This window comes from Bacillus sp. jun7 (assembly GCF_051034795.1).
Classification (GTDB): domain Bacteria; phylum Bacillota; class Bacilli; order Bacillales; family Bacillaceae; genus Bacillus; species Bacillus velezensis.
The window spans coordinates 846,368-869,244 of the sequence record NZ_CP093219.1 but is presented as its reverse complement, the minus strand read 5'-3'; the positions used below and the strand labels follow the sequence as shown (position 1 = coordinate 869,244).

Here is a 22,877-nt window from a genome sequence, read left to right as displayed (position 1 = left end):
ATTTATGATCTATGGAAGATGCTTATTTTGAGCATGATGATAAAGGAGTGAAGACATTTGGAATATCAATATCCGATGAATGAGGACTGGACGACAGAGGAGGCCGTGGACGTCATTGCTTTTTTTCAGCAGGTGGAAAACGCCTATGAAAAAGGAGCTGACCGAGACAGACTTCTGAATGCGTACCGCCGCTTTAAAGAAATCGTTCCCGGGAAAGCGGAAGAAAAGAAAATCTGCAGCCAATTTGAAGCTGACAGCACCTATTCCCCGTATCGGACTGTGAAACAGGCGAAACAATCAGATCAAGCGATTATCAAAATGTAGACAAAAGCGAGCCGGCAATCGGCCCGCTTTTTATGTTATGAGACTTTCTGAGTCAGTGTGTATAAAAAGGAAAGCTTCCTAAAAGCATCTTCAATGGTTTGCAGGAATTCATTGTTGTTCATGTTGATCACGTCTTCTTTTTGCAGCTGAATGCCGCATAAAAGCTCTGCTTTTTTCACTGTCTGCAGGCGTTCAAATAATGTTTTCAGCTGCTCCTGATCCATGTCGGACTGCTTGTACGCACCTGGCTTCGTATGATCCGGCGACCATACAAAATGACCGGGAATCTGTTTTGTGATTTCCTCCTGCTTCGCTTCCAGCAATCTGCCGTATTCCTCTTTTATCGGAGATTCATAAATGATGGCAAACCATACAAACATATGGGTGTCCCATAAACCGATCTGAAAGTGAGGGAGTTTCTTATAGCCGCGTTTGCTGTTGGCAAAGGCAACCCAGCTGTCAGCCGGCGGGTTGACAGATCTTCTCGCGTGCTTGGCGACATGCGGGAACATTTCATCTCCTGTCAATGCTGACAATGTCGGTGCGAAATGCTCTCCTAACAAGGTCAGCTTCGGACGGACTTGTTCTTTTAACACCTCCATGCGCGGATCTAAACCTTCTATTGTAAATGTATCGAAGTCTTCTTTTGTAAAACGCATCTGAGTCATCTTTTTCCTCCTTAACGTAAGTATTCATATTTTACCACAGCCGCCGCCGGCCGCAAAAACATTGAGAACGTTTGAGCCGAGAGGAATGGTGGTAAAAAACGAATAGGTAAACACACAATTTTAAGAATGTTGTTACAGCCGAATATAAGTTTCCATACGATATAAGAAGTATCATTAATGAATTGGAAAAATGGGATGCTTTTTTAACAAATGATCTCTGGAAGGGGCGAAAGACAATGAGGCAAGTGGTGAAGGAAGGATTCAGGGAGGAAAAAAATAACCGTGTAGCTGTCTGGAGACTAGAGGTTGATTATGAATTGGCAACCCTGTATGAGGCCATGCAAAAAGAGAATGAAGATCAAATCGATCTCAGCAAAAGAAAACTGGAACGTCTCAGAAAAGAATGGATTCGGCTTAACGGATAAAGAATAGTAAAAACGAACCGCAGGAAATGGTTCGTTTTTACGTGAGAAGGCATTTTTTTCATTTTCCTTGCTTTTTCATCGCCTTTATCAGTATGCTATAGAATAAGCTATACATAGAAAAGAGGTACACGGTATGACAAATTGGACGGAAATTGATGATATCGCAAAACAATGGGTAAAAGAAGCCGGAACGAGAATCAGACAATCCATGCAGGAAAGCTTGACGATTGAAACAAAATCAAATCCGAATGATTTAGTCACAAATATTGATAAAGAGACGGAGCGCTTTTTCATTGACCGTATACAAGGAACTTTTCCCGGACACCGGATTCTCGGAGAAGAAGGGCAGGGGGATAAACTCCGCTCCCTTGACGGAATCGTCTGGATCATTGATCCGATTGACGGGACGATGAATTTTGTCCATCAAAAGCGGCATTTCGCGATCTCCATCGGCATCTTTGAAGACGGAAAAGGCAAAATCGGCTTAATTTATGATGTGATGCAGGACGAACTGTATCACGCATTCAGCGGAAAAGGGGCTTATCTGAACGATGCGCCGCTTGCTCCTTTAAAAGAAGCTTCCATTGAAGAAGCCATTATTGCAATCAATGCCACATGGGTGACGGAAAACAGAAGGATTGACCCGAGTATTTTGGCGCCGCTCGTAAAACGGGTCAGAGGAACGCGTTCCTACGGTTCGGCGGCACTTGAGCTGGCCAGTGTTGCGGCCGGCCGCATTGACGCATATATTACGATGAGGCTCGCGCCGTGGGATTACGCTGCCGGCTGCGTGCTGCTGAACGAAGTCGGGGGCATTTACACGACCACAGACGGCGAGCCGTTCACGTTTTTAGACAACCACAGCGTGCTTGCGGGGAATCCGGCTATACATAAAATTATCTTTGACGACTATTTACATGCTGACAGGTAGAGATTTTGAAGAAGAAGATCTCGGGTTTCTGGAGCAGCTGGCGGCATCCCACCCGGTGTGGAAAAACGAAGAGTTCGGAACAAAAAATGCGGCGGAGTTTATGCTTGCATACTCCATGTACAATGGAACGTGGCTCGTATGGGAGATTGACGGCGCTCCTGCCGCCGTCAGTTTTCATTTGGAATGGGCCCCTTCAAACGGAAAACCGTGGCTCGGAACCGTGGCCGTCGCTCCGGAGGCAAAAGAGAAAGGAATCGGACGCGCGGTCATTGAAGAGATTGCGGGCCGGCTGAGAGGAGAGCATAAAGCGATGTTTTCAGCCGTTCCCCTGGACAGGCAGGAATGGGTTTTGTTTTTAAGTCAATGCGGCTTTGAACAGCTTAAGCTTGAAAAAGACGATCGGGAAAAGACATATATGATCATGGTGAAGCCATTGTGAAATGTTCAGATATAAAAAAGAGACCGGATTTCTCCGGTCTCTTTTCTTGTTTACAAGCCGACCGCATTCCAGGCCGCTTCTACGCTTGCAGCGTCTTGAGAGCCGTAAAGGTCCCGCGCTGATTGAATCAAAGCTGCTTTTGCATCTTTAAAGCTTGATGACGGAGTGAGATATACCGTCAGTGCGCGATAGTAAATCTGCTCCGCTTTTTTCACGCCGATTTTTGTAATCGTGTTGTAAGCGGCTTTGTTCGGAATTCCGCTGTTTGTATGCACGCCGCCGTAGTCGCCGGCATCAGTGTTCGGAAGGTTTTGATAATTTTTGTAATGGTCTGGCTGTCCGTATTTTGTCGGATTGGATAAGCTGCGGAGAGCCGGCTGGCTGACCGTAATATCCTCACCGATATCCCAGTCCTCAGTATCGGTGAAGTACCCGAATACATCAGAGAAGGATTCGTTTAAAGCGCCCGGCTGATTTTCATAGTTCAGGTTGGCTGTTTCCTGTGTAACGCCGTGTGTCATTTCATGGGCCGTGACGTCCATTGAACCGGAAAGAGGCGAGAAGAATGAGCCGTCACCGTCACCGTAAATCATTTGGTCGCCGATCCAGGCCGCGTTATTGTATTTGCTGCCGTAATGAACGGAAGATACGATTTTGCCGCCTCTATTGTCGTAGCTGTTGCGTTTAAACGTCTGATAGAAATAATCATACACTTTGCCGAGATTGTAATGCGCATCAACCGCAGCGCGCTGAGAAGAAGTTGTGAACTGGTTTGTAGTGCTAGATACGAGCGTGCCCGGCAGGTTATATTGTCGGTTTTGCAGATCGTACGTAATAATTTGTGTTCCGGTAGGCTTCGAAAGATCGCGCATTACATATTTGCCGTTTTCAGAAGAAATATTTAATGAGACCGTTTTTCCTTTAAGAGTCGTACCTGTTCCGGTTGCAGCGGCATGCTCCACTTTGTTTTGCTTTTTCAGGATTTTCCCTGTTTCCGCATCAACGGTTACTTCCCAGTTAGCTGGTTCCGGTTCGATGTAGCGGATGGTTACATCATAGGCGAGGCGGTATTTACCGTCTTTTGTGGCCGCTGCTTTCAGCTCGGCTTTGTTTTTGTTTGCAACGTTGCCGTTAGAGACGGCTTCAGGTGATTTGCCGATTGCTTTAAAAGCATGATCCAGCGCCTGATTTGCAGATAATTTTTTGCTGTTTGCCGTTTTGGCAGAAGCATCGTTGTTTAATTCGCCGTTAATCGCATAGACATTGTTGGATTTATCGACGTGAATAATGACTTGCGAGTCCTTCACAGGCACACCGTTAACGACAGGCACATAACGGAAGTGCTTGTAGCCGAGATCATCGGTCGTGTGGTCAATCAGCTTCAGTCTCTCAGAAGGGTTGCCTTTGAAGACTTTGCCGTTTTGTTTCAAGTATTGCTTGATTGCTTTGTCACTGACTGAAGGCAATTCAGATTGCACCAAAGAATGCTTCGGCACAAAGTTCGTCAGGTTTTCTTTAAGCTGAGGATTCTCAGCGGCCTGAACACCCGGAAGACTGATGGTTAAACTCATAAAGGAAGCGGCGACAGCAACAGACAATTTCTTACCTAAACCCACAATAAATCCCCCTTTTTGAAAATAATGAAAACTTATATTGTTATAATAAACCAGCATTCTCTCATTCTGCAATATAAAACTAGACTCCGCTGATGAATTGATAGAATCGTCCCGTAAAGGCTTCCGGCGGGCAGCGTCAGGGGATAAGCCGAGAGGCACGTGTTGAATCAGACATGAGTCGAATGATGCGATTTATTCTGAAAAAAATGACAAATGAAGTCGGGAAAAATGATAGAGGAAAAATGTTCCGATCTGTAAAACTTTTTTTATAGCCGTTTGTCTAAACAGGTGAGGCCTTAATAAACGAAAAGGATTGTTTCAGATGTCAGAGATTTTCAGTCATTTTATTCAGCATTTCGACAGATATTTCATTTTAAGCAGACAAAGCGTGTTGATCATTCAGTGGTCAGCCGTCTGCCTTGCTGTTTTATACGCGCTGACTTTTCATCCGAAAATCAGCCGTGAGAGAGTTTGGTTTTATTCAGGAATTCTGCTCAGGGCCGTATTATTGGCGGGCATAACAGTTGAATTGGTTCATCAGGTGCAGAGTACTCGCTTTAGCGCGAACTATTTGATATCGGAAGAAAGAGAGCTTCTTCCGATCGTTCATCTCTTAATGTATGGGTATGTGCTGCTCACCGCGTTTCACTATATGCTCATGCCGCAGAAGCAGAGGGGAAAGGGCATATTTTATACCTTTGATCTCACTGTGGTGACACTGCCCGTCATTCAGCTGATCTTCAGTTTTTTCACTTTCTGGAATAACAGTCCCGATGCGATGGCGGGGGAGGATATAGTTTCGATGCTATGTTTTATTACGGTTGTTTTACTACTTCTGATTTCTATGAATGTTTTATTCTTTAAAATGTATTGGAAACCGAGACCCGTTTTTATCGGCGTGTTTTATGCCGGGGTCATCGGGCTGTTGGTGTGGGTGCTCGCTGCGCCCTCGGCAGGTGTAACAAAAGATTACGGCAGACTTCTCCCATTTACGGTGTATTTAACGATGGTCGGTTTTCTGATGACCCATCATTTATTTCATCGGTCAGACAGGATCAGACAGCGGACGAAAAGCTTTCTTGCGGCGGCAACGGCCGCTGGTTTTATTGTCTTTTTGAACCCGGTATACAATGCGGGCGATGCAGCTTTTGCGGTTTCAAAGCCGATAGCTGAAGATTCTGTTGATAATGTGGGTGAACATATCACTTCAGACCAAGCGGAACGGATCCTTACGTCATTTTTTCCGGCTGAGAATCCGATTTATTTAACAGAGACCAATCAGGACCTCCATTACTTTTACCGTTTTAAAACGGAAGATTATGAAGCGGAAGTGGACGAGGTTTCCCGATTGATTACAAATTATCAATATCTTAAAAAACCGGAAGGCCGCACTTTTACAGAAGAGGAATACCGGAAAAAGTCGCTGGATTTCTTGTCGGCGCACGGCCGAAAAATAAAAACACAAGGCATTCAGACAACAGTGAAAAAAGAAGACGGACAGTTTATCGTGGAGATTGCGCCGAAAAGACAAGGGACGAAACACGAAGATTCAGGCACAGTATTTTACTGGGAAAAAGACACCATTATGGGTTTTTCAGAAGATCCGTCTATTTATCAGCTTGAGTCCCTGCCGCAGGTGCATATGAAGGAAAAAGACATAGTGAAAGCAACAAAAGCCGCCTCTCGTACGCTGCAAATGCCTGATCAGACATTTGAAATTACAAATACAGCTATAAACAGCCTGATCGGCAGCAGTTTGACCGTAACTGCGACTAACGGAACGGAGCTGATATTTGATGCAGCATCCGGACGTCTTATGAAAATCAGAGTCTCACCTGACAGCACCGTTTTAACAAAAACAGAACTTCAGAAGAAGCTCTTTTCATTGCTGCTGGGCGCGGATACTTCAAAACTTAGACAAATTGACAAATCGGAAGGCACTCTCGTTTTTGAAAACTCTGAAGGCACATTCGTTACGCTCCGGAATGAAGAAGGCATGAAAGAGGTCTCATTCTACGGACAGGTAAGCGCCAAAACATTCCCGCATACATACAGAGACGGGGAAACAGCCTTCAAAAGAGTGGCGGGGGCATATAACGGCATCATTTACAAAAAGCGGGTGAAGCCTGTCATAGCGGTGAAAGCCGGCGTAACATATAACGCATGGCTCGTCATTATTCAGCCGTTCGGTTCAAACCGTCATGACGTATATGTAGTGAACGCGGATACTTACGAGGCGGTGAACCTTTATGAACAATAAAGAAAAAAAGGCTGTCTTCTTCGATTTATACGACCTTTATAAAGAAGGAGAACTTGAAGGCGGCACGCTCCAGTGGATGAAAGAACATGAGCATTTATTCGGAGCAGAGGCGGAAAACAGAAAACGGCAGAATGAACATGGCTTGAGTGCGCCGTCCGGCGATATCCGCCAGATTAAATACATGAAATGCCTGACGTATGGATTGTACGGATTCTTCATTGTGCTCTCAATCTGGATGACAGTGTGGTTTTACTTTTAAATGAAAAACAAGATGTCAATTGAACAGCTGTATCGTGAACATTATCAAGATATTATGTATTACCTTTACAGACGCACACAACATGCTGAAACCGCTAAAGACCTCGCTCAGGATACATTTATGAAAGCATTTAACGGGCTTGATTCATTTAAGGGCCACTCGTCTATCAGAACGTGGCTCTATGCAATTGCCCATCATACCTTCATCAATTGGTACAGACGTGATAGAAAATATCAATTTTCAGATATCACTCTGAATGAAGGGCTTCAGCAAACAACATATGAACTGCCGGAGAATTACGTCGCCCGGACAGACACTCAGAATGCGCTGACCGGGCAGATTCAGCGTCTGAAAAGCGATCAGCAGACCGTTTTAATTTTGAGGGAATTTCAAGAGCTGTCTTACGAAGAGATTGCTGATGTTTTGGACTGGAGTCTTTCGAAGGTGAAGAGCACCCTGTACAGGGCGAGAATGCAGCTGAAACAGCACTTGGCGGAAAAAAGGAAGGACGGACAGATATGATTTGCTGTTTAGTGAGAGATTTACTCCCTTTATATATTGAAGGCGATTGTGAAACAGAAACGGAGCGGTTTATTTCCCGCCACCTTGAATCATGCGGTAAGTGCGAAAGTTTATATCATATGATGAAGGAGCCGCTTGACCTCGGCAGCCCTGAGATGAAGGCGCCAGCCTGTTATGCAGAAGAAGAAAGGCGGTTTAAGGAACGTTATTACGGGAAGCTGCTGATAAAAGCAGCCGGTTTGTTCGGCGCTGTTTTCTTTATCATGCTGATCCTTAAAATGCTGATTTAAAAAAACGCCCGGCTGAATGACCGGGCGTTTTATCCGTTTACTCAGCCGGATGAATGGCTGTATAAATGCCTTCAAGCAAGTCCTGAGGCAGTGAATTAAAGAATCCGGCACACAGCTTTGCTTCTTTTTTTCCTGCTCCTGCTTCTTCAGCGAGGTCCTGATCAAACGTATACACACCGTCTTCTTCAATCAGCGCAGATTGAAGGATATGAAGACTTTGGGAAAAAGCGGTGAACAGCTGATCAACGATAAGAGCTTCTTTTTCCGTAAAGCCGAGCTCCACCGCTTTTTCTTTATTAAATGTATATTCGCCGTCCGTTTTCTCAATACATTGAGAAAGAACGGTTAAAAATTCGGTTGAACTGTCCCACAGCTTTTGAATGGTCTGTGCGGCTTCTTTATCTAATCCCAATTCAACCGCTTTTTCACCGTCAAAATAATAGACACCGTCTTTTTCGTAAATGGATTGGCTGATGATGTCAATGAGTTTTGCCGCGTCTTCCGGTGTTTTCTCTCCGGAAGCCTGCAGGGCATGCGGTTCATTTGCCTGAATCGTTTTTGCGCCGGCAGAATCAAGCGGACTGAATGCAAGCAAGGCGGCTGAGGCGGTTGCGGCGGCAGTTACAGCGGTTTTCTTCAAAAAAGATGTTTTCATTTCATTCTCTCCTTGTCATGTGTATTTGCTTACAGTCACAAGTATAAAAAGACAATGATGGAATTGATATAGGAGGTATGGTATTTTCTGCATAACGATGCCGGACTATTTCAGACTGTATATTCTGAGGGAATCTGCTGATGTAACTAGAATGGGGGCCGTCATTTCCGGCTTCCTGACTAGGCGGCGGGGGAGATAAGCCTTACATCTGGAGCCTGTTTTTGAGGATGTAAAAAAGCCTGAATCTTTGATTCAGGCTTCATAAGATTGTCTTTCCATGTTTACGGAATTTTGCAAAGGGTCATGCTTTTAATCAAGCAGTCCCTGTTCGCGCATTTTTTTCTTTACGGTGAAACCGCTTCCCATCATGGCGATAACGAGAACAATGCTTCCGATGATGCCCCATGCGCTTTTCTCAGCGATTGATACGCCGATCAGCATCATGCTGAAGACTGCTGCGAATGCAAATAATAATAAGAGCCAATTCAATTTTTTCATATTTCCATCCCCTTTAACGTCATACTTTCAGTTTACAGAAAAACGTAACGCTTTTAAAGAGGATGTGTGGTATAATATGAAAGTTATCTAATTTTTTTAGGAGATGAAAATGTGAAACTTCGAAACGATCTTCGCAACATCGCGATTATTGCCCACGTTGACCATGGGAAAACGACTTTGGTAGACCAATTGCTTCACCAAGCCGGAACATTCCGTGCCAACGAAAATATTGCCGAACGCGCAATGGATTCAAACGATCTTGAACGTGAACGCGGTATTACAATTCTTGCGAAAAATACTGCGATTAACTATAAAGATACACGCATTAATATTTTGGATACTCCGGGACACGCCGACTTCGGCGGAGAGGTAGAACGGATTATGAAAATGGTTGACGGCGTTCTGTTAGTCGTTGACGCATATGAAGGCTGCATGCCGCAAACCCGTTTCGTACTGAAAAAAGCCCTTGAGCAGAACTTAAACCCGGTTGTCGTCGTAAACAAAATCGACCGTGATTTCGCCCGCCCGGAAGAAGTCATTGATGAAGTGCTTGATTTGTTCATCGAGCTTGACGCAAACGAAGAACAGCTTGAGTTCCCTGTCGTCTACGCTTCTGCGATTAACGGAACGGCAAGTCTGGATCCGAAAAAGCAGGACGAAAATATGGAATCACTGTATGAAACGATTCTTGAACATGTCCCTGCCCCGGTAGATAACGCCGAAGAGCCTCTTCAATTCCAAGTGGCGCTGCTTGATTACAATGATTATGTCGGCCGTATCGGTATCGGACGCGTTTTCCGCGGCACGATGAAAGTGGGTCAGCAGGTTTCATTGATGAAACTTGACGGAACGGTTAAATCATTCCGCGTAACGAAAATCTTCGGTTTCCAAGGATTGAAACGCGTGGAAATTGAAGAAGCGAGAGCGGGAGACCTTGTTGCCGTTTCGGGCATGGAAGACATCAACGTCGGTGAAACGGTTTGTCCGGCTGACCACCATGAGCCGCTGCCGGTTCTGCGCATTGATGAGCCTACGCTTCAAATGACATTTGTCGTAAACAACAGCCCGTTTGCAGGCCGTGAAGGCAAATATGTCACAGCCCGCAAAATTGAAGAGCGTCTGAACGCGCAGCTTCAAACAGACGTCAGTCTTCGTGTCGAACCGACTGCATCACCAGACGCATGGGTTGTTTCAGGACGCGGTGAGCTTCACCTGTCCATTTTAATTGAAAACATGCGCCGTGAAGGCTATGAGCTTCAAGTGTCTAAACCTGAAGTTATCATTAAGGAAATCGACGGCGTCAGCTGCGAGCCTGTTGAGCGCGTGCAGATTGACGTGCCTGAAGAGCATACCGGTTCTGTTATGGAATCAATGGGTGCGAGAAAAGGCGAAATGCTTGATATGATTAATAACGGAAACGGCCAGGTCCGCCTGATCTTTACCGTACCTTCACGCGGACTCATCGGCTATTCTACTGAGTTTCTGTCACTGACACGCGGTTTCGGTATCCTGAACCACACGTTTGACAGCTATCAGCCGATGCAAAAAGGCCAAGTCGGAGGCCGACGTCAAGGTGTGCTCGTTTCCATGGAAAACGGAAAAGCGACATCTTACGGAATTCAAGGTATTGAAGACCGCGGCGTCATCTTCGTTGAGCCCGGAACAGAAGTATATGAAGGCATGATTGTCGGCGAACATAACCGTGACAATGACCTTGTCGTCAATGTCAGCAAAATGAAACAGCAGACAAACGTCCGTTCCGCTACGAAGGATCAAACGACTACGATTAAGAAAGCGCGCATTATGTCGCTTGAAGAATCACTCGAGTACTTAAACGAGGATGAATACTGCGAAGTAACGCCGGAATCCATCCGTTTAAGAAAGAAAATCCTGAATAAAAACGAACGTGAAAAAGCGGCGAAAAAGAAAAAAACAGCAGGAATGTCTTAATCACTTGCAGAATTTGAAAAGGTAGAACCCGAACGGAAAAGGGGAGGGGGATCTTTTTGAATGAAGTAAGTGAACGGCTGTCGTTCTTTGCGGCTCTTTACCAAGTGGATGAGCATCCGCTGGCGGGAATGTGGCTGTTATACGGAACGATCGTCGTGCTTTCGGTGATTGTATTTAAACTCGGCTTTGCCAAACGGCTGCCGGTGTTGAAGGCTGCGGCAGTTTATCTCTTTCTAGTGCTCGGCTGCACCGTGCTGACTTTTTTCGGTGTGTTTCTGCCGGTCGGAGAAGGGCTTGTTGTCGCCGCCTTGATTTTGATCATTTACAAAATCCGTCTGCACCAGTCCAAAAAAAGCCAGTCAGCTAAACCGCAATAAAAAAATGACCTTGCCTTCCGGCGGGTCATTTTTTATTCGGTTTATTTTTTCAGTTTATCTTTTTTCGCTTTTTGTCCGGGATGAAAGGAAAAGTGTCCGGTATTCAGCCGCGCCTCCGTTTTGATTTTGATTCGGTCATGGCATTCCCGGCACATATATGTATGAATCGGACGATTGCGGAGGCGTTTGGCTGTCAGTGTTTCATCATCAATTTGTTCGATTTTGTCGCAAATGGAACATTTTACTCTCATTGATTTTCACCTCTTTCACTATGACAAGCATTATATCATGGATGCCCCTCCTGCCAAAGGGAAAGAAAGCAGCGCCCTTCCTTTGGAGCGGGCGCTGCTTTTTACTGGCGGTTTTTCATATGATGATCCGATTGATCGTTCTGTTCGTTCTGCAGCTTGTTCTGGTCTCTTTGGTTCAGCTGATCATCATTCGATTGAGTCGGTGATTCTTTTTCATTGTCGGTCACATCATTCGGGACTTCCGGCATGACACGACCGACGATGGCGGCAAGTTCGTCCAAAATGCCTGAAACGGGGCGGCCGGCTTTAATGTCGCTGCCCATGCCTCTCAGACGGGAAACCGTATCAGGATCAGCCACGACAACGGCATTGGCGCCGTAAGGATCGTTTTTTAACGCCTGGGCAACGGTGTATTTAATGCTCTCCACTTTGCTTCTTTCTAAATTGTCATCCACATCGATTCCGACAACGGAGTATCTTCCGAGTACAACCGCGGTGGCATCTGAAATGCCGGGGATTTTTTCGGTTACTTCGACGAGATGCTTAGCGATGTCTGTCCGGCCGGGATTTTCAGCTGTCTCAGGAGCCGTATTTTTCACATGAATCGGTTTTGCATCACGCTGATCGGTTGATTCGTTCTGGATATTGCGGCCGCGGCCGTCCTGGACAGCAGTGCAGCCGGTCAGGATAAACAAGGCTTGTATGATAATGAAAAGAATTCGCACGTCAGATTCCCTCCTTGAATGCTTTCATTTATTTTATTGTTGAATTAACCTTCTATCTTTATTCACCAAATCATATATTTTAGCAGGCATCCCCGTTTTTCGCGGAAAGAGAAGCACACGATGGGCTTTGATCCTTATTTCAGGAGGCTGAGACTTGAGTAAAATTTATGTGTTAGATACGAATGTACTTTTGCAGGATCCTAACGCCATTTTTTCCTTTGAAGAAAACGAAGTTGTCATCCCCGCCGTCGTGCTGGAAGAGGTCGATTCAAAAAAGCGGTATATGGACGAGGTCGGGAGAAATGCGAGGCACGTATCTAAGCTGATAGACGGGCTCAGGGAGAAAGGTAGGCTGCATGAGAAAGTTCCGCTTGAAAGCGGAGGAACGCTCAGAATTGAACTGAACCACCGGTCATTTCATCAGCTCCAAGAAATTTTTATCGAAAAAACGAATGATAACCGCATTTTGGCGGTGGCAAAAAATTTAAGCCTTGAGGAGGAAACGAAAGAAAACGGCCGCCTCGTCATCCTGGTCAGCAAAGATGTGCTTGTCAGGGTAAAGGCGGATGCCATCGGGCTTTTGGCGGAGGATTTTTTAAACGACAGAGTCGTTGACCATGATGAAATATATAGCGGGTACAAAGATATATTTATGAATAAAGAGCGGTTTGCCTCGTTTTATAAAAACAAACAAATTCCAGTCAAGGAGCTTCAGCAGCATCAGGTTTATCCGAATCAATTTGTGCTGATGAAAGATGAATTAGGAGGATCTTCGTCTGCGGTCGGCATGGCGGATAAGAAAGGAGAGACCGTAAAAAGACTTGTTTTCGATGATGAGCACGTATGGGGTATCAGGCCGAAGAACGTCCAGCAGACAATGGCGCTTGAACTCCTGCTGAGGGAAGATATCCCGCTTGTCACCCTGATCGGAAAAGCGGGAACGGGAAAAACCTTGCTTGCTCTCGCGGCAGGGCTTCTGCAGACTGAGGATCTCGGTATTTATAAAAAGCTGATCGTCGCGCGTCCCATCGTCCCGGTGGGAAAGGATATCGGATATTTGCCGGGCGAAAAAGAGGAAAAGCTCAAGCCGTGGATGCAGCCGATCTTTGATAATCTTGAATTTTTATTCAATGCGAAAAAGCCGGGTGAACTTGAAGCGATTTTGGCAGGAATCGGATCGATTCAGGTGGAGGCGCTGACATACATTCGGGGAAGAAGCATTCCGGATCAGTTTATTATTATTGATGAGGCTCAGAATCTGACGAGGCACGAGGTCAAAACGCTTTTGACAAGGGTGGGAGAGGGAAGCAAAATTGTCCTGATGGGCGATCCGGAGCAAATAGATCACCCATACTTAGACAGTTTAAACAACGGACTTGCTTATGTTGTAGAGCGGTTTAAAGGACAAACCGTCTCCGGCAGCGTGAAGCTTGTGAAAGGTGAGAGATCCGGCCTTGCACAGCTTGCCGCCGATTTGTTATAAAACTTCGATTTCTGTGACGCCCGTTATCGGTTTTTCAAAGTCTCCGTCCACGTAAAAATGGACCGGGCCGCCGTCTTGAAGCGGTTTCCCCGCATCGCTGAAATGCGCGATTGCGTCCATCGCCTTTTCGAGCGGCACTTCGGTTCTTTCTGATTTTGAAATAAATGCGCACAGGACAGCGCTTTCTTTCGGCTCGGCATTTGCTAAAACAGCGCCGAGCTTCATGGCGAAGCTGCCGTTCATCAGTCTTTCTTTTTCATAACGTTTTTCGCTTTTTAAAGTCGGCGGCGAAATGCGCCCTTCTCTGATCACCCGTTCCGGATCAAGCGTATGCTCCTGGGTTTCTGCAGAGCCGTCCGGATGAACGGGCTGATTGTTTTCAAACGGAAACTTGCGGTCATCGAAAATCCAGACACTCGGATCAATTGTAATCGGGTATGTAACATTGCCTTTTACTTGAATAACGCTCATGTTGAAGCCCCCTTTACTTAAAGTATAAAAGTTTTCGCATGAATTGTCACTTTGCGTCGCAAACTTAGATGTATACAACGGCAGCGAAGTGAGGATGATCGACATGGTATGCCGGCATTACCAAGAGCTGGACGCATTAGTTCAGGAAGCGAAAAAAAGGACCGAAGAAGGCAAAGTGGCAGACTATATTCCGGCTCTTGCTGAATCCGAACAAGACAGCCTTTCGGTCACGATTTATCATGCGGAAAATACATGTCTGACGGCAGGAGACGCCGACCGGACATTTACGCTGCAGAGCATTTCGAAAGTGCTTTCTCTGGCGCTCGTACTGATGGATTACGGAAAGGAAAAGGTGTTCAGCTGCGTGGGTCAGGAGCCGACCGGCGACCCGTTTAACTCCATGATTAAGCTTGAAACAGTGAATCCGGGCAAGCCTTTAAATCCGATGATTAATGCGGGAGCTCTCATCGTTACGGCTTTAATTAAAGGGCATTCGCCGAAAGACCGCCTGGATTACCTGCTCGGATTCATCAGAAGACTTGCGAACAATCAGGACATTACATATTGCAGACATGTCGCGGAATCGGAATTCAAATCTTCCATGATTAATCGGGCCATGTGTTATTACATGAAGCAGTATGACATTTTTAAAGGCGATGTTGAAGAGGTCATGGATTTGTATACAAAACAGTGCGCGATTAAGATGAGCAGTCTGGATTTAGCCAAAATCGGCTGTGTATTCGCCCTTGACGGGAAGCATCCGGAAACCGGGGAGCAGGTCATTAAAAAAGATGTGGCGAGAATCTGCAAGACGTTTATGGTGACATGCGGCATGTACAATGCGAGCGGGGAATTCGCAATAAAGGTCGGCATTCCCGCTAAAAGCGGCGTTTCGGGAGGAATCATGGGCATTTCGCCGTACAACTTCGGAATCGGTATATTCGGCCCGGCGCTTGATGAAAAAGGCAACAGCATCGCGGGTGTGAAGCTTTTGGAAATCATGTCTGAGAAATACAGGCTGAGTATTTTTTGAAACATTTTTTATCATAACATCTGCTTAAATCCTCTTGCAATTTCATCTGATACCCTTTATGATAAATAGAAGAATTAGGTACTCGCCTGGGGAACGGAGGGATACTTTTGGCTTCAGAGATTATAGTTGACCATCAGCAGAAAGCATTCGAGCTGTTGAAGTTAGATGCTGAGAAGATTTTGAAGCTGATCCGAGTACAAATGGATAACTTAACGATGCCTCAATGTCCTCTGTATGAAGAGGTCTTGGATACTCAGATGTTCGGACTGTCGAGGGAAATCGATTTTGCTGTCCGCCTGGGATTAGTTGACGAAAACGACGGCAAAGAGCTGCTGGACAGACTTGAAAGAGAACTGTCTGCTTTGCATGACGCGTTTACAGGAAAATAAATGATCAAACTCAAACTATTCAACGGTTTGGGTTTTTTTATAACCGTAAACTGTTTTTTTGCATCTTCTTTTCGTAAGACGGTCTCTTAATCTGCATTTCATCCGAAAAACTATAAAGAAACTGCGTAAATTGTTTATGAATTATAGTAAAATATAATACGCAATAGGTATTAAACGTAAGCTTTAAGCAGGAAAGAGGATGTTATGTTTAAAAGAATGTTAAAATCTTACGATTATTCATTGATATGCGCTATCATTCTGCTGTGCAGTTTCGGATTGGTAATGGTATACAGCTCAAGCATGATTACCGCCGTTATGCGTTACGGCGTGAGCAGCGACTATTTCTTTAAACGGCAGCTGTTCGCCGTCATCGCGGGGTTTGTGCTGTTTATTATCGCCGCCGTTTTTCCGTACAAAGTGTTCGCCCATCAAAAGATTCAGAAAATCATACTGCTTGCGTCAGTGGCTGCGCTTTGCGCGCTGTTTGTTTTCGGACATGTTGCCGGAAATGCGCAAAGCTGGTTTAAAATCGGCGGAATGGCCATTCAGCCGGGGGAATTTGTCAAGCTGACCCTGATACTGTATCTTGCCGCGGTGTACGCAAAGAAACAAAGCTACATCGATCAGCTTTTGACGGGGGTTGCGCCGCCGGTGATCGTCACCGTAGTCATTTGTGCGCTTATCGCTATTCAGCCCGACTTCGGAACGGCGATGATTATCGGTCTGATCGCGTTTTGCGTCATTATGTGTTCGGGATTCAGCGGAAGGACCCTGCTCAGGCTGGTTCTCATGGCGGGAATCGTATTACTCCTTGTCAGCCCGATCATCTATCTGAAATGGGACGATATTTTGACACCCGGGCGTATGAGCCGGTTTGAAAGCCTTGAAAATCCATTTAAATACGCCAGCACATCAGGCCTGCAGATTATAAATTCGTATTATGCAATCGGCTCAGGCGGTTTTTTCGGTCTTGGTCTTGGAGAAAGCATTCAAAAATACGGTTATCTGCCTGAATCGCATACAGACTTTATTATGGCGGTTATTTCAGAGGAGCTCGGCATTTTCGGCGTCCTGTTTGTCATTGTGCTGCTGGCTTTTGTCGTGTTAAAAGGTTTTTATATTGCGAGAAAATGTGAAGATCCGTTCGGAAGCCTTTTGGCAATCGGGATATCCAGCATGATTGCGATTCAGACCTTTATCAATCTCGGCGGTGTCAGCGGTTTAATTCCGATCACAGGTGTTCCGCTGCCGTTTATCAGCTACGGGGGATCATCAATGTTTTTGTTATTAACGAGCGCCGGTATATTGGTGAATGTCAGCATGCATGTCAAGTACTCAGAAAAGAAGAAAAAGAGGGAGCCCGTTCCGTCTAAGGGGGTAAAAAGACGGCAGACGGAAAAATCTGTGTATCTCTAAAAAACAAGTGTATACACAGGGCGGATATTCCTTTATTATAAACTACATATTTATTAGGCCAAGGGGGAGAAAAGTTTGTCACAACAATCCATCCAAAAAGTGTTAGTAGCAAACAGGGGAGAAATTGCGATCCGGATTTTCCGGGCGTGCACAGAATTGAACATCAGAACGGTAGCCGTTTATTCAAAAGAAGATTCGGGCTCCTATCATCGCTATAAAGCGGATGAAGCTTATCTTGTAGGGGAAGGCAAAAAACCGATTGACGCGTATCTTGATATTGAAGGGATTATTGAGATCGCAAAAAGAAACGGCGTTGATGCCATTCATCCGGGCTACGGATTTCTCTCTGAAAATATCCAATTTGCGAGACGCTGTGAAGAAGAGGGCATCGTATTTATCGGACCGACGTCAGCGCATTTGGATATGTTCGGAGATAAGGTAAAGGCGAGGGAGCAGGCAGAAAAAGCCGGTATCCCCGTTATTCCGGGGAGTGACGGACCGGCTGAAACATTAAAAGATGTCGAACAATTCGCAAAAGTCCACGGATTTCCGTTTATTATTAAAGCATCGCTCGGAGGCGGAGGCCGCGGAATGAGAATCGTCCGAAGCGAAAGCGAATTGAAAGAATCGTTTGAGCGGGCCAAATCAGAAGCGAAAGCTGCATTCGGAAACGATGAAGTGTATGTTGAAAAACTGATCGAAAATCCTAAGCATATTGAAGTTCAGGTGATCGGAGATAAAGAAGGCAATGTCGTCCATCTGTATGAGCGGGACTGTTCCGTTCAGAGACGCCATCAAAAGGTCATTGAGGTGGCGCCGAGTGTATCTTTGCAGCCTGAATTAAGGGACGAAATCTGTGAAGCGGCTGTGGCGCTTGCGAAAAATGTCGGCTATATCAACGCGGGGACCGTGGAATTTCTCGTAGCGGGCGGTGAATTTTACTTTATTGAAGTGAACCCGCGCGTACAAGTAGAGCATACGATTACGGAAATGATAACGGGGGTTGATATCGTTCAGACGCAGATCCTCGTCGCGCAGGGCCACGGACTGCACAGCCGTGCCGTCAATATCCCAGAGCAAAAAGACATTTTTACAAACGGGTATGCGATACAATCACGAGTGACCACTGAAGATCCGCTGAATGACTTTATGCCTGACACGGGTAAAATTATGGCTTACCGCTCAGGCGGCGGCTTCGGCGTCCGCCTTGATACGGGAAACAGCTTCCAGGGCGCCGTCATCACGCCTTATTATGATTCACTGCTCGTCAAGCTGTCGACATGGGCGCTGACGTTTGAACAGGCATCAGCGAAAATGGTCCGCAACCTGCAGGAATTCAGGATCAGGGGCATTAAGACCAATATTCCGTTTCTTGAAAACGTGGCAAAGCATGAAAAATTCTTGACGGGCCAATACGACACATCGTTTATCGACACAACGCCTGAGCTGTTTGTTTTCCCAAAACAGAAGGACCGCGGAACAAAAATGCTTTCTTATATCGGCAATGTCACGGTGAACGGTTTTCCGGGAATCGGGAAAAAAGAAAAACCTGCATTTGATAAGCCTCAGACCGTTACGTTAGATATCGGGGAAAAGCCGGCAAGCGGTACGAAACAGATCCTTGATGAAAGAGGCGCCGAGGGGCTTGCAGACTGGGTGAAAGAGCAAAAATCCGTGCTCCTGACCGATACAACGTTCAGGGATGCCCATCAGTCCCTGCTCGCAACACGGATCAGATCCAATGATTTGAAAAAAATCGCGAATCCTACGGCTGCCCTGTGGCCTGAACTGTTCAGCCTTGAAATGTGGGGAGGCGCGACATTTGATGTAGCGTACCGTTTCTTAAAAGAAGACCCTTGGAAACGCCTTGAAGATCTTCGCAAGGAAGTGCCGAACACATTGTTCCAGATGCTCCTTCGTTCATCAAATGCCGTCGGTTATACAAACTATCCCGACAATGTCATCCAAAAATTTGTCCGGCAGTCAGCGGAGTCCGGTATTGACGTATTCCGGATCTTTGACAGCCTGAACTGGGTAAAAGGGATGACGCTGGCGATCGATGCCGTCCGTGAAACCGGAAAAGTGGCGGAGGCTGCGATTTGTTACACGGGAGATATTCTTGATAAGACCCGGACGAAATATGATTTGCAATATTATCTTTCTATGGCGAAAGAGCTTGAGGCGTCTGGGGCGCACATTCTCGGCATTAAAGACATGGCCGGTCTTTTGAAACCTCAAGCCGCATACGAACTTGTCTCAGCGCTGAAGGAAACGATTAATATTCCCGTTCATCTTCACACGCATGATACGAGCGGCAATGGCGTCTTTCTCTATGCCAAAGCTGTTGAAGCGGGTGTGGACATCGTGGATGTCGCCGTCAGCTCAATGGCGGGTCTGACTTCACAGCCGAGCGCAAGCGGATTTTATCATGCGCTTGAAGGAAACAGCCGCCGTCCTGAAATGGATGTCCGGCAGGTGGAAAGACTGTCACAATATTGGGAATCCGTCCGTCAGTATTACAGTGAATTTGAAAGCGGGATGAAGTCTCCGCATACTGAGATTTATAATCATGAAATGCCGGGCGGCCAGTACAGCAATCTGCAGCAGCAGGCAAAAGGAGTCGGCCTGGGCGATCGCTGGAATGAGGTGAAAGACATGTACAGCGTCGTCAACCGCATGTTCGGCGACGTCGTGAAAGTAACACCTTCTTCCAAAGTCGTCGGAGATATGGCGCTTTACATGGTGCAAAACAATTTAACAGAACAAGATGTTTATGATAAAGGCGAAACGCTTGATTTTCCGGATTCAGTCGTTGAGCTCTTTAAAGGGCAGATCGGCCAGCCGCACGGCGGATTTCCGGAAAAACTGCAAAAGCTCGTTCTGAAAGGACAGACGCCGATCACGGTAAGACCGGGTGAGCTGCTTGAACCGGTATCTTTTGAAGGCATTAAAGAAGAATGGAAAGAAACGCATCAGATGGAATTGAGTGATCAGGACGCAATCGCGTATGCTCTTTATCCGAAGGTGTTTACTGAATATGTTAAAACGGCTGAACGCTTCGGTGATATTTCCGTATTGGACACACCGACTTTCTTCTACGGCATGACACTCGGTGAAGAAATCGAAGTGGAAATCGAGCGCGGAAAAACGCTGATCGTGAAGCTTGTATCTATCGGTGAACCGCAGCCAGATGCAACACGTGTCGTTTATTTCGAATTGAACGGCCAGCCGCGCGAGGTGGTCATTAAAGATGAAAGCATTAAATCGTCCGTGCAGGAAAAATTAAAAGCAGATCGGACAAACCCAAGCCACATTGCGGCATCTATGCCGGGAACAGTCATTAAATTGTTAACGGAAACCGGTGCAAAGGTGAATAAAGGCGATCATCTGATGATTAATGAAGCGATGAAAATGGAGACGACGGTACAGGCGCCGTTCTCCGGGACGATACAGCAGATTCATGTGAAAAACGGTGAACCGATTCAGACAGGCGATTTACTGATCGAAATTGAAAAAGCGTAAAAAATGAACATAAAAAACCTGATCCGCCCCGTGTGCGATCAGGTTTTTTATATGTGAAAAGGCCGAAGCTCTGATGCTTCGGCCTTTTCGTGTGCCTCAGATGTTCCGCTGTTTTGATTCATAGCGGAAGCGGGCGATTAATAATAAGAAATAGCATAAGACGCCGAACAGGCCGGCAATAAAGAGCGAATGGGCAAGTGCAAAGCCGGTGGCCATTTCTGAATAAACAACCATGATTCCGGACAGCGCCTGTAATACAACAAAGGCAAGAGCCGCTATCCAGCCCCCAAGAATCTGTTTTTGGTCTTTGTAGGAGCGCACCGCATGCGCAAAAGCGACAAGAATCCATACGAACAGAAGCAGCGCTGCCGTTCTGTGGCCCATCTGCACCCATTCCTGAAAATGGGACGGAAGCCCGTGATTCAGCCTGCTGCAAAGCGGAACGTCAGGGCAGGCAAGGCTTGATTTCGTATGGCGCACATAAGCCCCCGTATAAACGACGATATACGTGTAAATCGAAAGGCCGATCATATGAAACTGCATTTTCCTGCCGATTCTGAGCGGCTTGACGAGCTTTTTGTCTGATTTATCAGCTTCAAATATGAGCAGCGTCAAAATCAGAACAGAAGCGAAAGAAATTAGCGATATGCCGAAATGAAGCGCCATAACGAGCGCATTTGATCCGAAAACAACCGCTAATGCGCCGAGAAGCGCCTGTAAAAATAAAAAGATAATGGACATAATGGCGAGAAAGGTTGTTTCACGGAAAACAGGCGTGACTTTTCTCCATGCCCAAAAAGCCAGACTCAGCACGAGAACGATTGAGACACCGCTTGCGAGTCTGTGGCTCCATTCAATGATAGAAGCGGCGTTAAGCTCCGGGAAAAACCGGCCGTGGCAAAGCGGCCACTGCCTTCCGCATCCGAGACCCGATCCTGTTTTTGTGACAAGAGCGCCGCCGATCAGCACGACGAGCATAACGAATGTCGTCAGCACGCCGAGCACTTTCAAAGCTTTATTCATTTTACATTCACCTTCTTAACAAACTGGACAAAATGATATACGTACCAAGTGTAAGCGAATATGTGTTTTGTGGCAATTCTCAATTCTGTTTGTTCACAAAAATATAATAGAATCAGGACTTCTTAGATAATGGGGTTGATTATTCCAGATGGGTCTGATAGAAATAAAGTAACCGCTTTATTATGAAACCGGCGGATTTGGTAAAATTCATAAAAAGTTCACAAATAAATTCCTGTTTCTCGTTTAATATTTAAGAGGATGTTTTTTTACAGGTCATTATCTTGTATGATAGAGTTGCAGGTCTTAAAAAACCTGCTTTAGGTTTGTAAGGGAGGTTTACGTTATGGCTAATTCCAGAATTTTAAACGATACAGCTATAGACGGACAGATTGAAGAGACGACGGCATGGAAGGATTTCCTTTCGCTTATCAAAATAGGAATCGTCAATTCGAATTTAATTACGACTTTTACCGGCATGTGGCTTGCGTTACATATATCCGGTCTGAGTTTTTTAGGCAATTTAAACACCGTGCTTCTTACATTAATAGGATCTTCTTTGATCATCGCCGGTTCTTGTGCGGTTAACAACTATTACGACCGTGATATTGATCATTTAATGGAACGCACGAAAGTAAGACCGACGGTAACTGGAAAGATTCAGCCGAATCAAGCGCTGTGGTCAGGAATTTTACTCATTGCTTTAGGACTTATCATGCTTTTGATGACCACCGTGATGGCAGCAGTCATCGGTTTTATCGGCGTGTTTACGTACGTTGTTCTTTATACAATGTGGACGAAACGCCGTTATACGATTAATACGGTTGTCGGAAGTGTATCAGGCGCCGTGCCGCCGTTAATCGGCTGGACAGCGGTTGAAGGGCACATTGGTGTTGTCGCGTGGGTTTTATTCATGATTTTATTCATCTGGCAGATTCCGCACTTTTTAGCGCTTGCGATTAAAAAGACGGAAGATTACAGAGCAGCGAATATTCCGATGCTTCCGGTAGTGCACGGCTTTGAAGTGACGAAAAGACAGATTATCGTCTGGGTCGCATGCCTGCTGCCGCTTCCGTTTTTCCTCGGCAGTCTCGGTCTTCCGATCGTCATTCTCGGCACTTTGCTTAATGTCGGATGGCTTGTTCTCGGACTGATGGGATTCCGCATGAAAAACATCATGAAGTGGGCAACCCTTATGTTTGTCTATTCGCTTAACTACATGACCATTTATTTTGTAGCGATGGTGGTCTTCACGCTGTTTTAATTGAATAATGAGCTTGTTTGATCGCCAAAACAAACAATGACAACTAGTAAACGCCGCCTTGACCTTTTGTTTAATCAGGCGGCTTTGCT

Annotated in this window: 24 protein-coding genes; 16 read left to right on the top strand and 8 right to left on the bottom strand. The window is 45.8% G+C overall.

The window, feature by feature from the left end:
- Positions 1 to 57 precede the first annotated feature (57 nt).
- On the top strand, positions 58 to 324 hold the full coding sequence (locus MJQ52_RS03745) for a UPF0223 family protein (protein ID WP_007409667.1): 267 nt from the start codon (positions 58 to 60) through the stop codon (positions 322 to 324).
- Between the two features lie 35 nt (positions 325 to 359).
- On the opposite strand, the gene MJQ52_RS03740 is transcribed toward MJQ52_RS03745, so the two are convergent.
- On the bottom strand, positions 360 to 992 hold the full coding sequence (locus tag MJQ52_RS03740; RefSeq protein ID WP_014470447.1) for a DUF1054 domain-containing protein: 633 nt from the start codon (positions 990 to 992) through the stop codon (positions 360 to 362).
- Between the two features lie 236 nt (positions 993 to 1,228).
- Here MJQ52_RS03740 and MJQ52_RS03735 point away from each other — a divergent pair, with 236 nt between their 5' ends.
- The 3 genes from MJQ52_RS03735 (at position 1,229) to MJQ52_RS03725 (ending at position 2,787) form a co-directional block, all read left to right on the top strand.
- Positions 1,229 to 1,417: a hypothetical protein gene (locus MJQ52_RS03735; RefSeq protein ID WP_003154513.1), complete on the top strand. Its 189-nt coding sequence runs from the start codon at positions 1,229 to 1,231 to the stop codon at positions 1,415 to 1,417.
- Positions 1,418 to 1,550: 133 nt separating this feature from the next.
- Positions 1,551 to 2,348, top strand: coding sequence for an inositol-1-monophosphatase (suhB, locus tag MJQ52_RS03730; protein ID WP_070081769.1), 798 nt, complete (start codon positions 1,551 to 1,553; stop codon positions 2,346 to 2,348).
- Positions 2,335 to 2,787, top strand: coding sequence for a GNAT family N-acetyltransferase (locus MJQ52_RS03725; RefSeq protein ID WP_003154511.1), 453 nt, complete (start codon positions 2,335 to 2,337; stop codon positions 2,785 to 2,787). Before suhB ends, MJQ52_RS03725 begins: the two co-directional genes overlap by 14 nt.
- Before the next feature lie 50 nt (positions 2,788 to 2,837).
- Here the strand turns inward: MJQ52_RS03725 and MJQ52_RS03720 are convergent, their stop codons facing one another.
- A complete protein-coding gene (locus MJQ52_RS03720; protein WP_077722166.1) occupies positions 2,838 to 4,403 on the bottom strand; it encodes a M4 family metallopeptidase in 1,566 nt (521 codons plus the stop codon).
- Between the two features lie 322 nt (positions 4,404 to 4,725).
- Between MJQ52_RS03720 and MJQ52_RS03715 the strand changes: the two genes are divergently transcribed.
- The 4 genes from MJQ52_RS03715 to MJQ52_RS03700 are packed head-to-tail and all read left to right on the top strand — an operon-like array spanning position 4,726 to position 7,734.
- Positions 4,726 to 6,663, top strand: a complete 1,938-nt coding sequence (locus MJQ52_RS03715; RefSeq protein ID WP_094246967.1) for a hypothetical protein — start codon at positions 4,726 to 4,728, stop codon at positions 6,661 to 6,663.
- A complete protein-coding gene (locus MJQ52_RS03710; protein WP_070081772.1) occupies positions 6,653 to 6,922 on the top strand; it encodes a hypothetical protein in 270 nt (89 codons plus the stop codon). The genes MJQ52_RS03715 and MJQ52_RS03710 overlap by 11 nt, the downstream gene beginning before the upstream one ends.
- On the top strand, positions 6,923 to 7,444 hold the full coding sequence (locus tag MJQ52_RS03705; RefSeq protein WP_024085267.1) for a sigma-70 family RNA polymerase sigma factor: 522 nt from the start codon (positions 6,923 to 6,925) through the stop codon (positions 7,442 to 7,444).
- Positions 7,441 to 7,734 (top strand): zf-HC2 domain-containing protein, encoded by a 294-nt coding sequence (locus tag MJQ52_RS03700; RefSeq protein ID WP_094246966.1) that lies wholly within the window; start codon positions 7,441 to 7,443, stop codon positions 7,732 to 7,734. Before MJQ52_RS03705 ends, MJQ52_RS03700 begins: the two co-directional genes overlap by 4 nt.
- Positions 7,735 to 7,771: 37 nt before the next feature.
- Here MJQ52_RS03700 and MJQ52_RS03695 read toward each other — a convergent pair whose 3' ends face one another.
- On the bottom strand, positions 7,772 to 8,389 hold the full coding sequence (locus MJQ52_RS03695) for a hypothetical protein (RefSeq protein ID WP_094246965.1): 618 nt from the start codon (positions 8,387 to 8,389) through the stop codon (positions 7,772 to 7,774).
- 309 nt (positions 8,390 to 8,698) lie between these two features.
- Positions 8,699 to 8,887: a YlaF family protein gene (locus MJQ52_RS03690; protein WP_003154504.1), complete on the bottom strand. Its 189-nt coding sequence runs from the start codon at positions 8,885 to 8,887 to the stop codon at positions 8,699 to 8,701.
- A 111-nt stretch (positions 8,888 to 8,998) separates the two neighbouring features.
- Between MJQ52_RS03690 and typA the strand changes: the two genes are divergently transcribed.
- Together typA and MJQ52_RS03680 are read left to right on the top strand one after the other, a co-directional pair.
- Positions 8,999 to 10,837, top strand: a complete 1,839-nt coding sequence (typA, locus tag MJQ52_RS03685) for a translational GTPase TypA (protein WP_003154502.1) — start codon at positions 8,999 to 9,001, stop codon at positions 10,835 to 10,837.
- A 56-nt stretch (positions 10,838 to 10,893) separates the two neighbouring features.
- Positions 10,894 to 11,214 carry a YlaH-like family protein gene (locus MJQ52_RS03680; RefSeq protein WP_014304952.1) on the top strand — a complete coding sequence of 107 codons (321 nt, stop codon included), beginning with the start codon at positions 10,894 to 10,896 and terminating at the stop codon, positions 11,212 to 11,214.
- Between the two features lie 41 nt (positions 11,215 to 11,255).
- On the opposite strand, the gene MJQ52_RS03675 is transcribed toward MJQ52_RS03680, so the two are convergent.
- Both MJQ52_RS03675 and MJQ52_RS03670 read right to left on the bottom strand, forming a co-directional pair.
- Entirely contained in the window at positions 11,256 to 11,465 is a 210-nt protein-coding gene (locus tag MJQ52_RS03675) for a YlaI family protein (RefSeq protein ID WP_003154499.1), read from the bottom strand.
- A gap of 101 nt (positions 11,466 to 11,566) precedes the next feature.
- The gene (locus tag MJQ52_RS03670) at positions 11,567 to 12,190 is read right to left on the bottom strand and encodes a YhcN/YlaJ family sporulation lipoprotein (protein ID WP_003154498.1); all 624 of its coding nucleotides are present in this window, start codon (positions 12,188 to 12,190) and stop codon (positions 11,567 to 11,569) included.
- 154 nt (positions 12,191 to 12,344) lie between these two features.
- Here MJQ52_RS03670 and MJQ52_RS03665 point away from each other — a divergent pair, with 154 nt between their 5' ends.
- On the top strand, positions 12,345 to 13,673 hold the full coding sequence (locus MJQ52_RS03665) for a PhoH family protein (protein WP_003154497.1): 1,329 nt from the start codon (positions 12,345 to 12,347) through the stop codon (positions 13,671 to 13,673).
- Here the strand turns inward: MJQ52_RS03665 and MJQ52_RS03660 are convergent.
- A complete protein-coding gene (locus MJQ52_RS03660; RefSeq protein WP_003154496.1) occupies positions 13,668 to 14,144 on the bottom strand; it encodes a hypothetical protein in 477 nt (158 codons plus the stop codon). The two genes, MJQ52_RS03665 and MJQ52_RS03660, sit on opposite strands and share 6 nt — an antisense overlap.
- Before the next feature lie 103 nt (positions 14,145 to 14,247).
- On the opposite strand from MJQ52_RS03660, the gene glsA reads away from it, so the two are divergent.
- The 4 genes from glsA to pyc all read left to right on the top strand — a co-directional run bounded on the left by glsA (position 14,248) and on the right by pyc (position 20,504).
- Positions 14,248 to 15,177, top strand: coding sequence for a glutaminase A (glsA, locus tag MJQ52_RS03655; RefSeq protein ID WP_094246964.1), 930 nt, complete (start codon positions 14,248 to 14,250; stop codon positions 15,175 to 15,177).
- A 107-nt stretch (positions 15,178 to 15,284) separates the two neighbouring features.
- Complete coding sequence (locus MJQ52_RS03650) at positions 15,285 to 15,566, top strand: YlaN family protein (RefSeq protein WP_003154494.1); 282 nt, start codon at positions 15,285 to 15,287, stop codon at positions 15,564 to 15,566.
- 204 nt (positions 15,567 to 15,770) lie between these two features.
- Positions 15,771 to 16,982, top strand: a complete 1,212-nt coding sequence (locus tag MJQ52_RS03645; RefSeq protein WP_003154492.1) for an FtsW/RodA/SpoVE family cell cycle protein — start codon at positions 15,771 to 15,773, stop codon at positions 16,980 to 16,982.
- Between the two features lie 75 nt (positions 16,983 to 17,057).
- Entirely contained in the window at positions 17,058 to 20,504 is a 3,447-nt protein-coding gene (gene pyc, locus MJQ52_RS03640) for a pyruvate carboxylase (RefSeq protein ID WP_094246963.1), read from the top strand.
- 96 nt (positions 20,505 to 20,600) lie between these two features.
- Here pyc and ctaA read toward each other — a convergent pair whose 3' ends face one another.
- Complete coding sequence (gene ctaA / locus MJQ52_RS03635; protein WP_094246962.1) at positions 20,601 to 21,527, bottom strand: heme A synthase CtaA; 927 nt, start codon at positions 21,525 to 21,527, stop codon at positions 20,601 to 20,603.
- Between the two features lie 343 nt (positions 21,528 to 21,870).
- Here ctaA and cyoE point away from each other — a divergent pair, with 343 nt between their 5' ends.
- Complete coding sequence (cyoE, locus tag MJQ52_RS03630; protein ID WP_003154486.1) at positions 21,871 to 22,788, top strand: heme o synthase; 918 nt, start codon at positions 21,871 to 21,873, stop codon at positions 22,786 to 22,788.
- Positions 22,789 to 22,877: the final 89 nt, after the last annotated feature.

Excerpts from the sequence above, each read along its gene's own strand:
- glsA (WP_094246964.1), top strand. The coding sequence starts at position 14,248 with ATGGTATGCCGGCATTACCAAGAGCTGGACGCATTAGTTCAGGAAGCG.
- MJQ52_RS03675 (WP_003154499.1), bottom strand. The coding sequence starts at position 11,465 with ATGAGAGTAAAATGTTCCATTTGCGACAAAATCGAACAAATTGATGAT.
- MJQ52_RS03735 (WP_003154513.1), top strand. The coding sequence starts at position 1,229 with ATGAGGCAAGTGGTGAAGGAAGGATTCAGGGAGGAAAAAAATAACCGT.
- suhB (WP_070081769.1), top strand. The coding sequence starts at position 1,551 with ATGACAAATTGGACGGAAATTGATGATATCGCAAAACAATGGGTAAAA.
- MJQ52_RS03645 (WP_003154492.1), top strand. The coding sequence starts at position 15,771 with ATGTTTAAAAGAATGTTAAAATCTTACGATTATTCATTGATATGCGCT.
- MJQ52_RS03660 (WP_003154496.1), bottom strand. The coding sequence starts at position 14,144 with ATGAGCGTTATTCAAGTAAAAGGCAATGTTACATACCCGATTACAATT.
- MJQ52_RS03695 (WP_094246965.1), bottom strand. The coding sequence starts at position 8,389 with ATGAAAACATCTTTTTTGAAGAAAACCGCTGTAACTGCCGCCGCAACC.
- MJQ52_RS03710 (WP_070081772.1), top strand. The coding sequence starts at position 6,653 with ATGAACAATAAAGAAAAAAAGGCTGTCTTCTTCGATTTATACGACCTT.
- ctaA (WP_094246962.1), bottom strand. The coding sequence starts at position 21,527 with ATGAATAAAGCTTTGAAAGTGCTCGGCGTGCTGACGACATTCGTTATG.
- MJQ52_RS03740 (WP_014470447.1), bottom strand. The coding sequence starts at position 992 with ATGACTCAGATGCGTTTTACAAAAGAAGACTTCGATACATTTACAATA.
- MJQ52_RS03690 (WP_003154504.1), bottom strand. The coding sequence starts at position 8,887 with ATGAAAAAATTGAATTGGCTCTTATTATTATTTGCATTCGCAGCAGTC.
- MJQ52_RS03705 (WP_024085267.1), top strand. The coding sequence starts at position 6,923 with ATGAAAAACAAGATGTCAATTGAACAGCTGTATCGTGAACATTATCAA.
- MJQ52_RS03725 (WP_003154511.1), top strand. The coding sequence starts at position 2,335 with ATGCTGACAGGTAGAGATTTTGAAGAAGAAGATCTCGGGTTTCTGGAG.
- cyoE (WP_003154486.1), top strand. The coding sequence starts at position 21,871 with ATGGCTAATTCCAGAATTTTAAACGATACAGCTATAGACGGACAGATT.
- MJQ52_RS03715 (WP_094246967.1), top strand. The coding sequence starts at position 4,726 with ATGTCAGAGATTTTCAGTCATTTTATTCAGCATTTCGACAGATATTTC.
- MJQ52_RS03700 (WP_094246966.1), top strand. The coding sequence starts at position 7,441 with ATGATTTGCTGTTTAGTGAGAGATTTACTCCCTTTATATATTGAAGGC.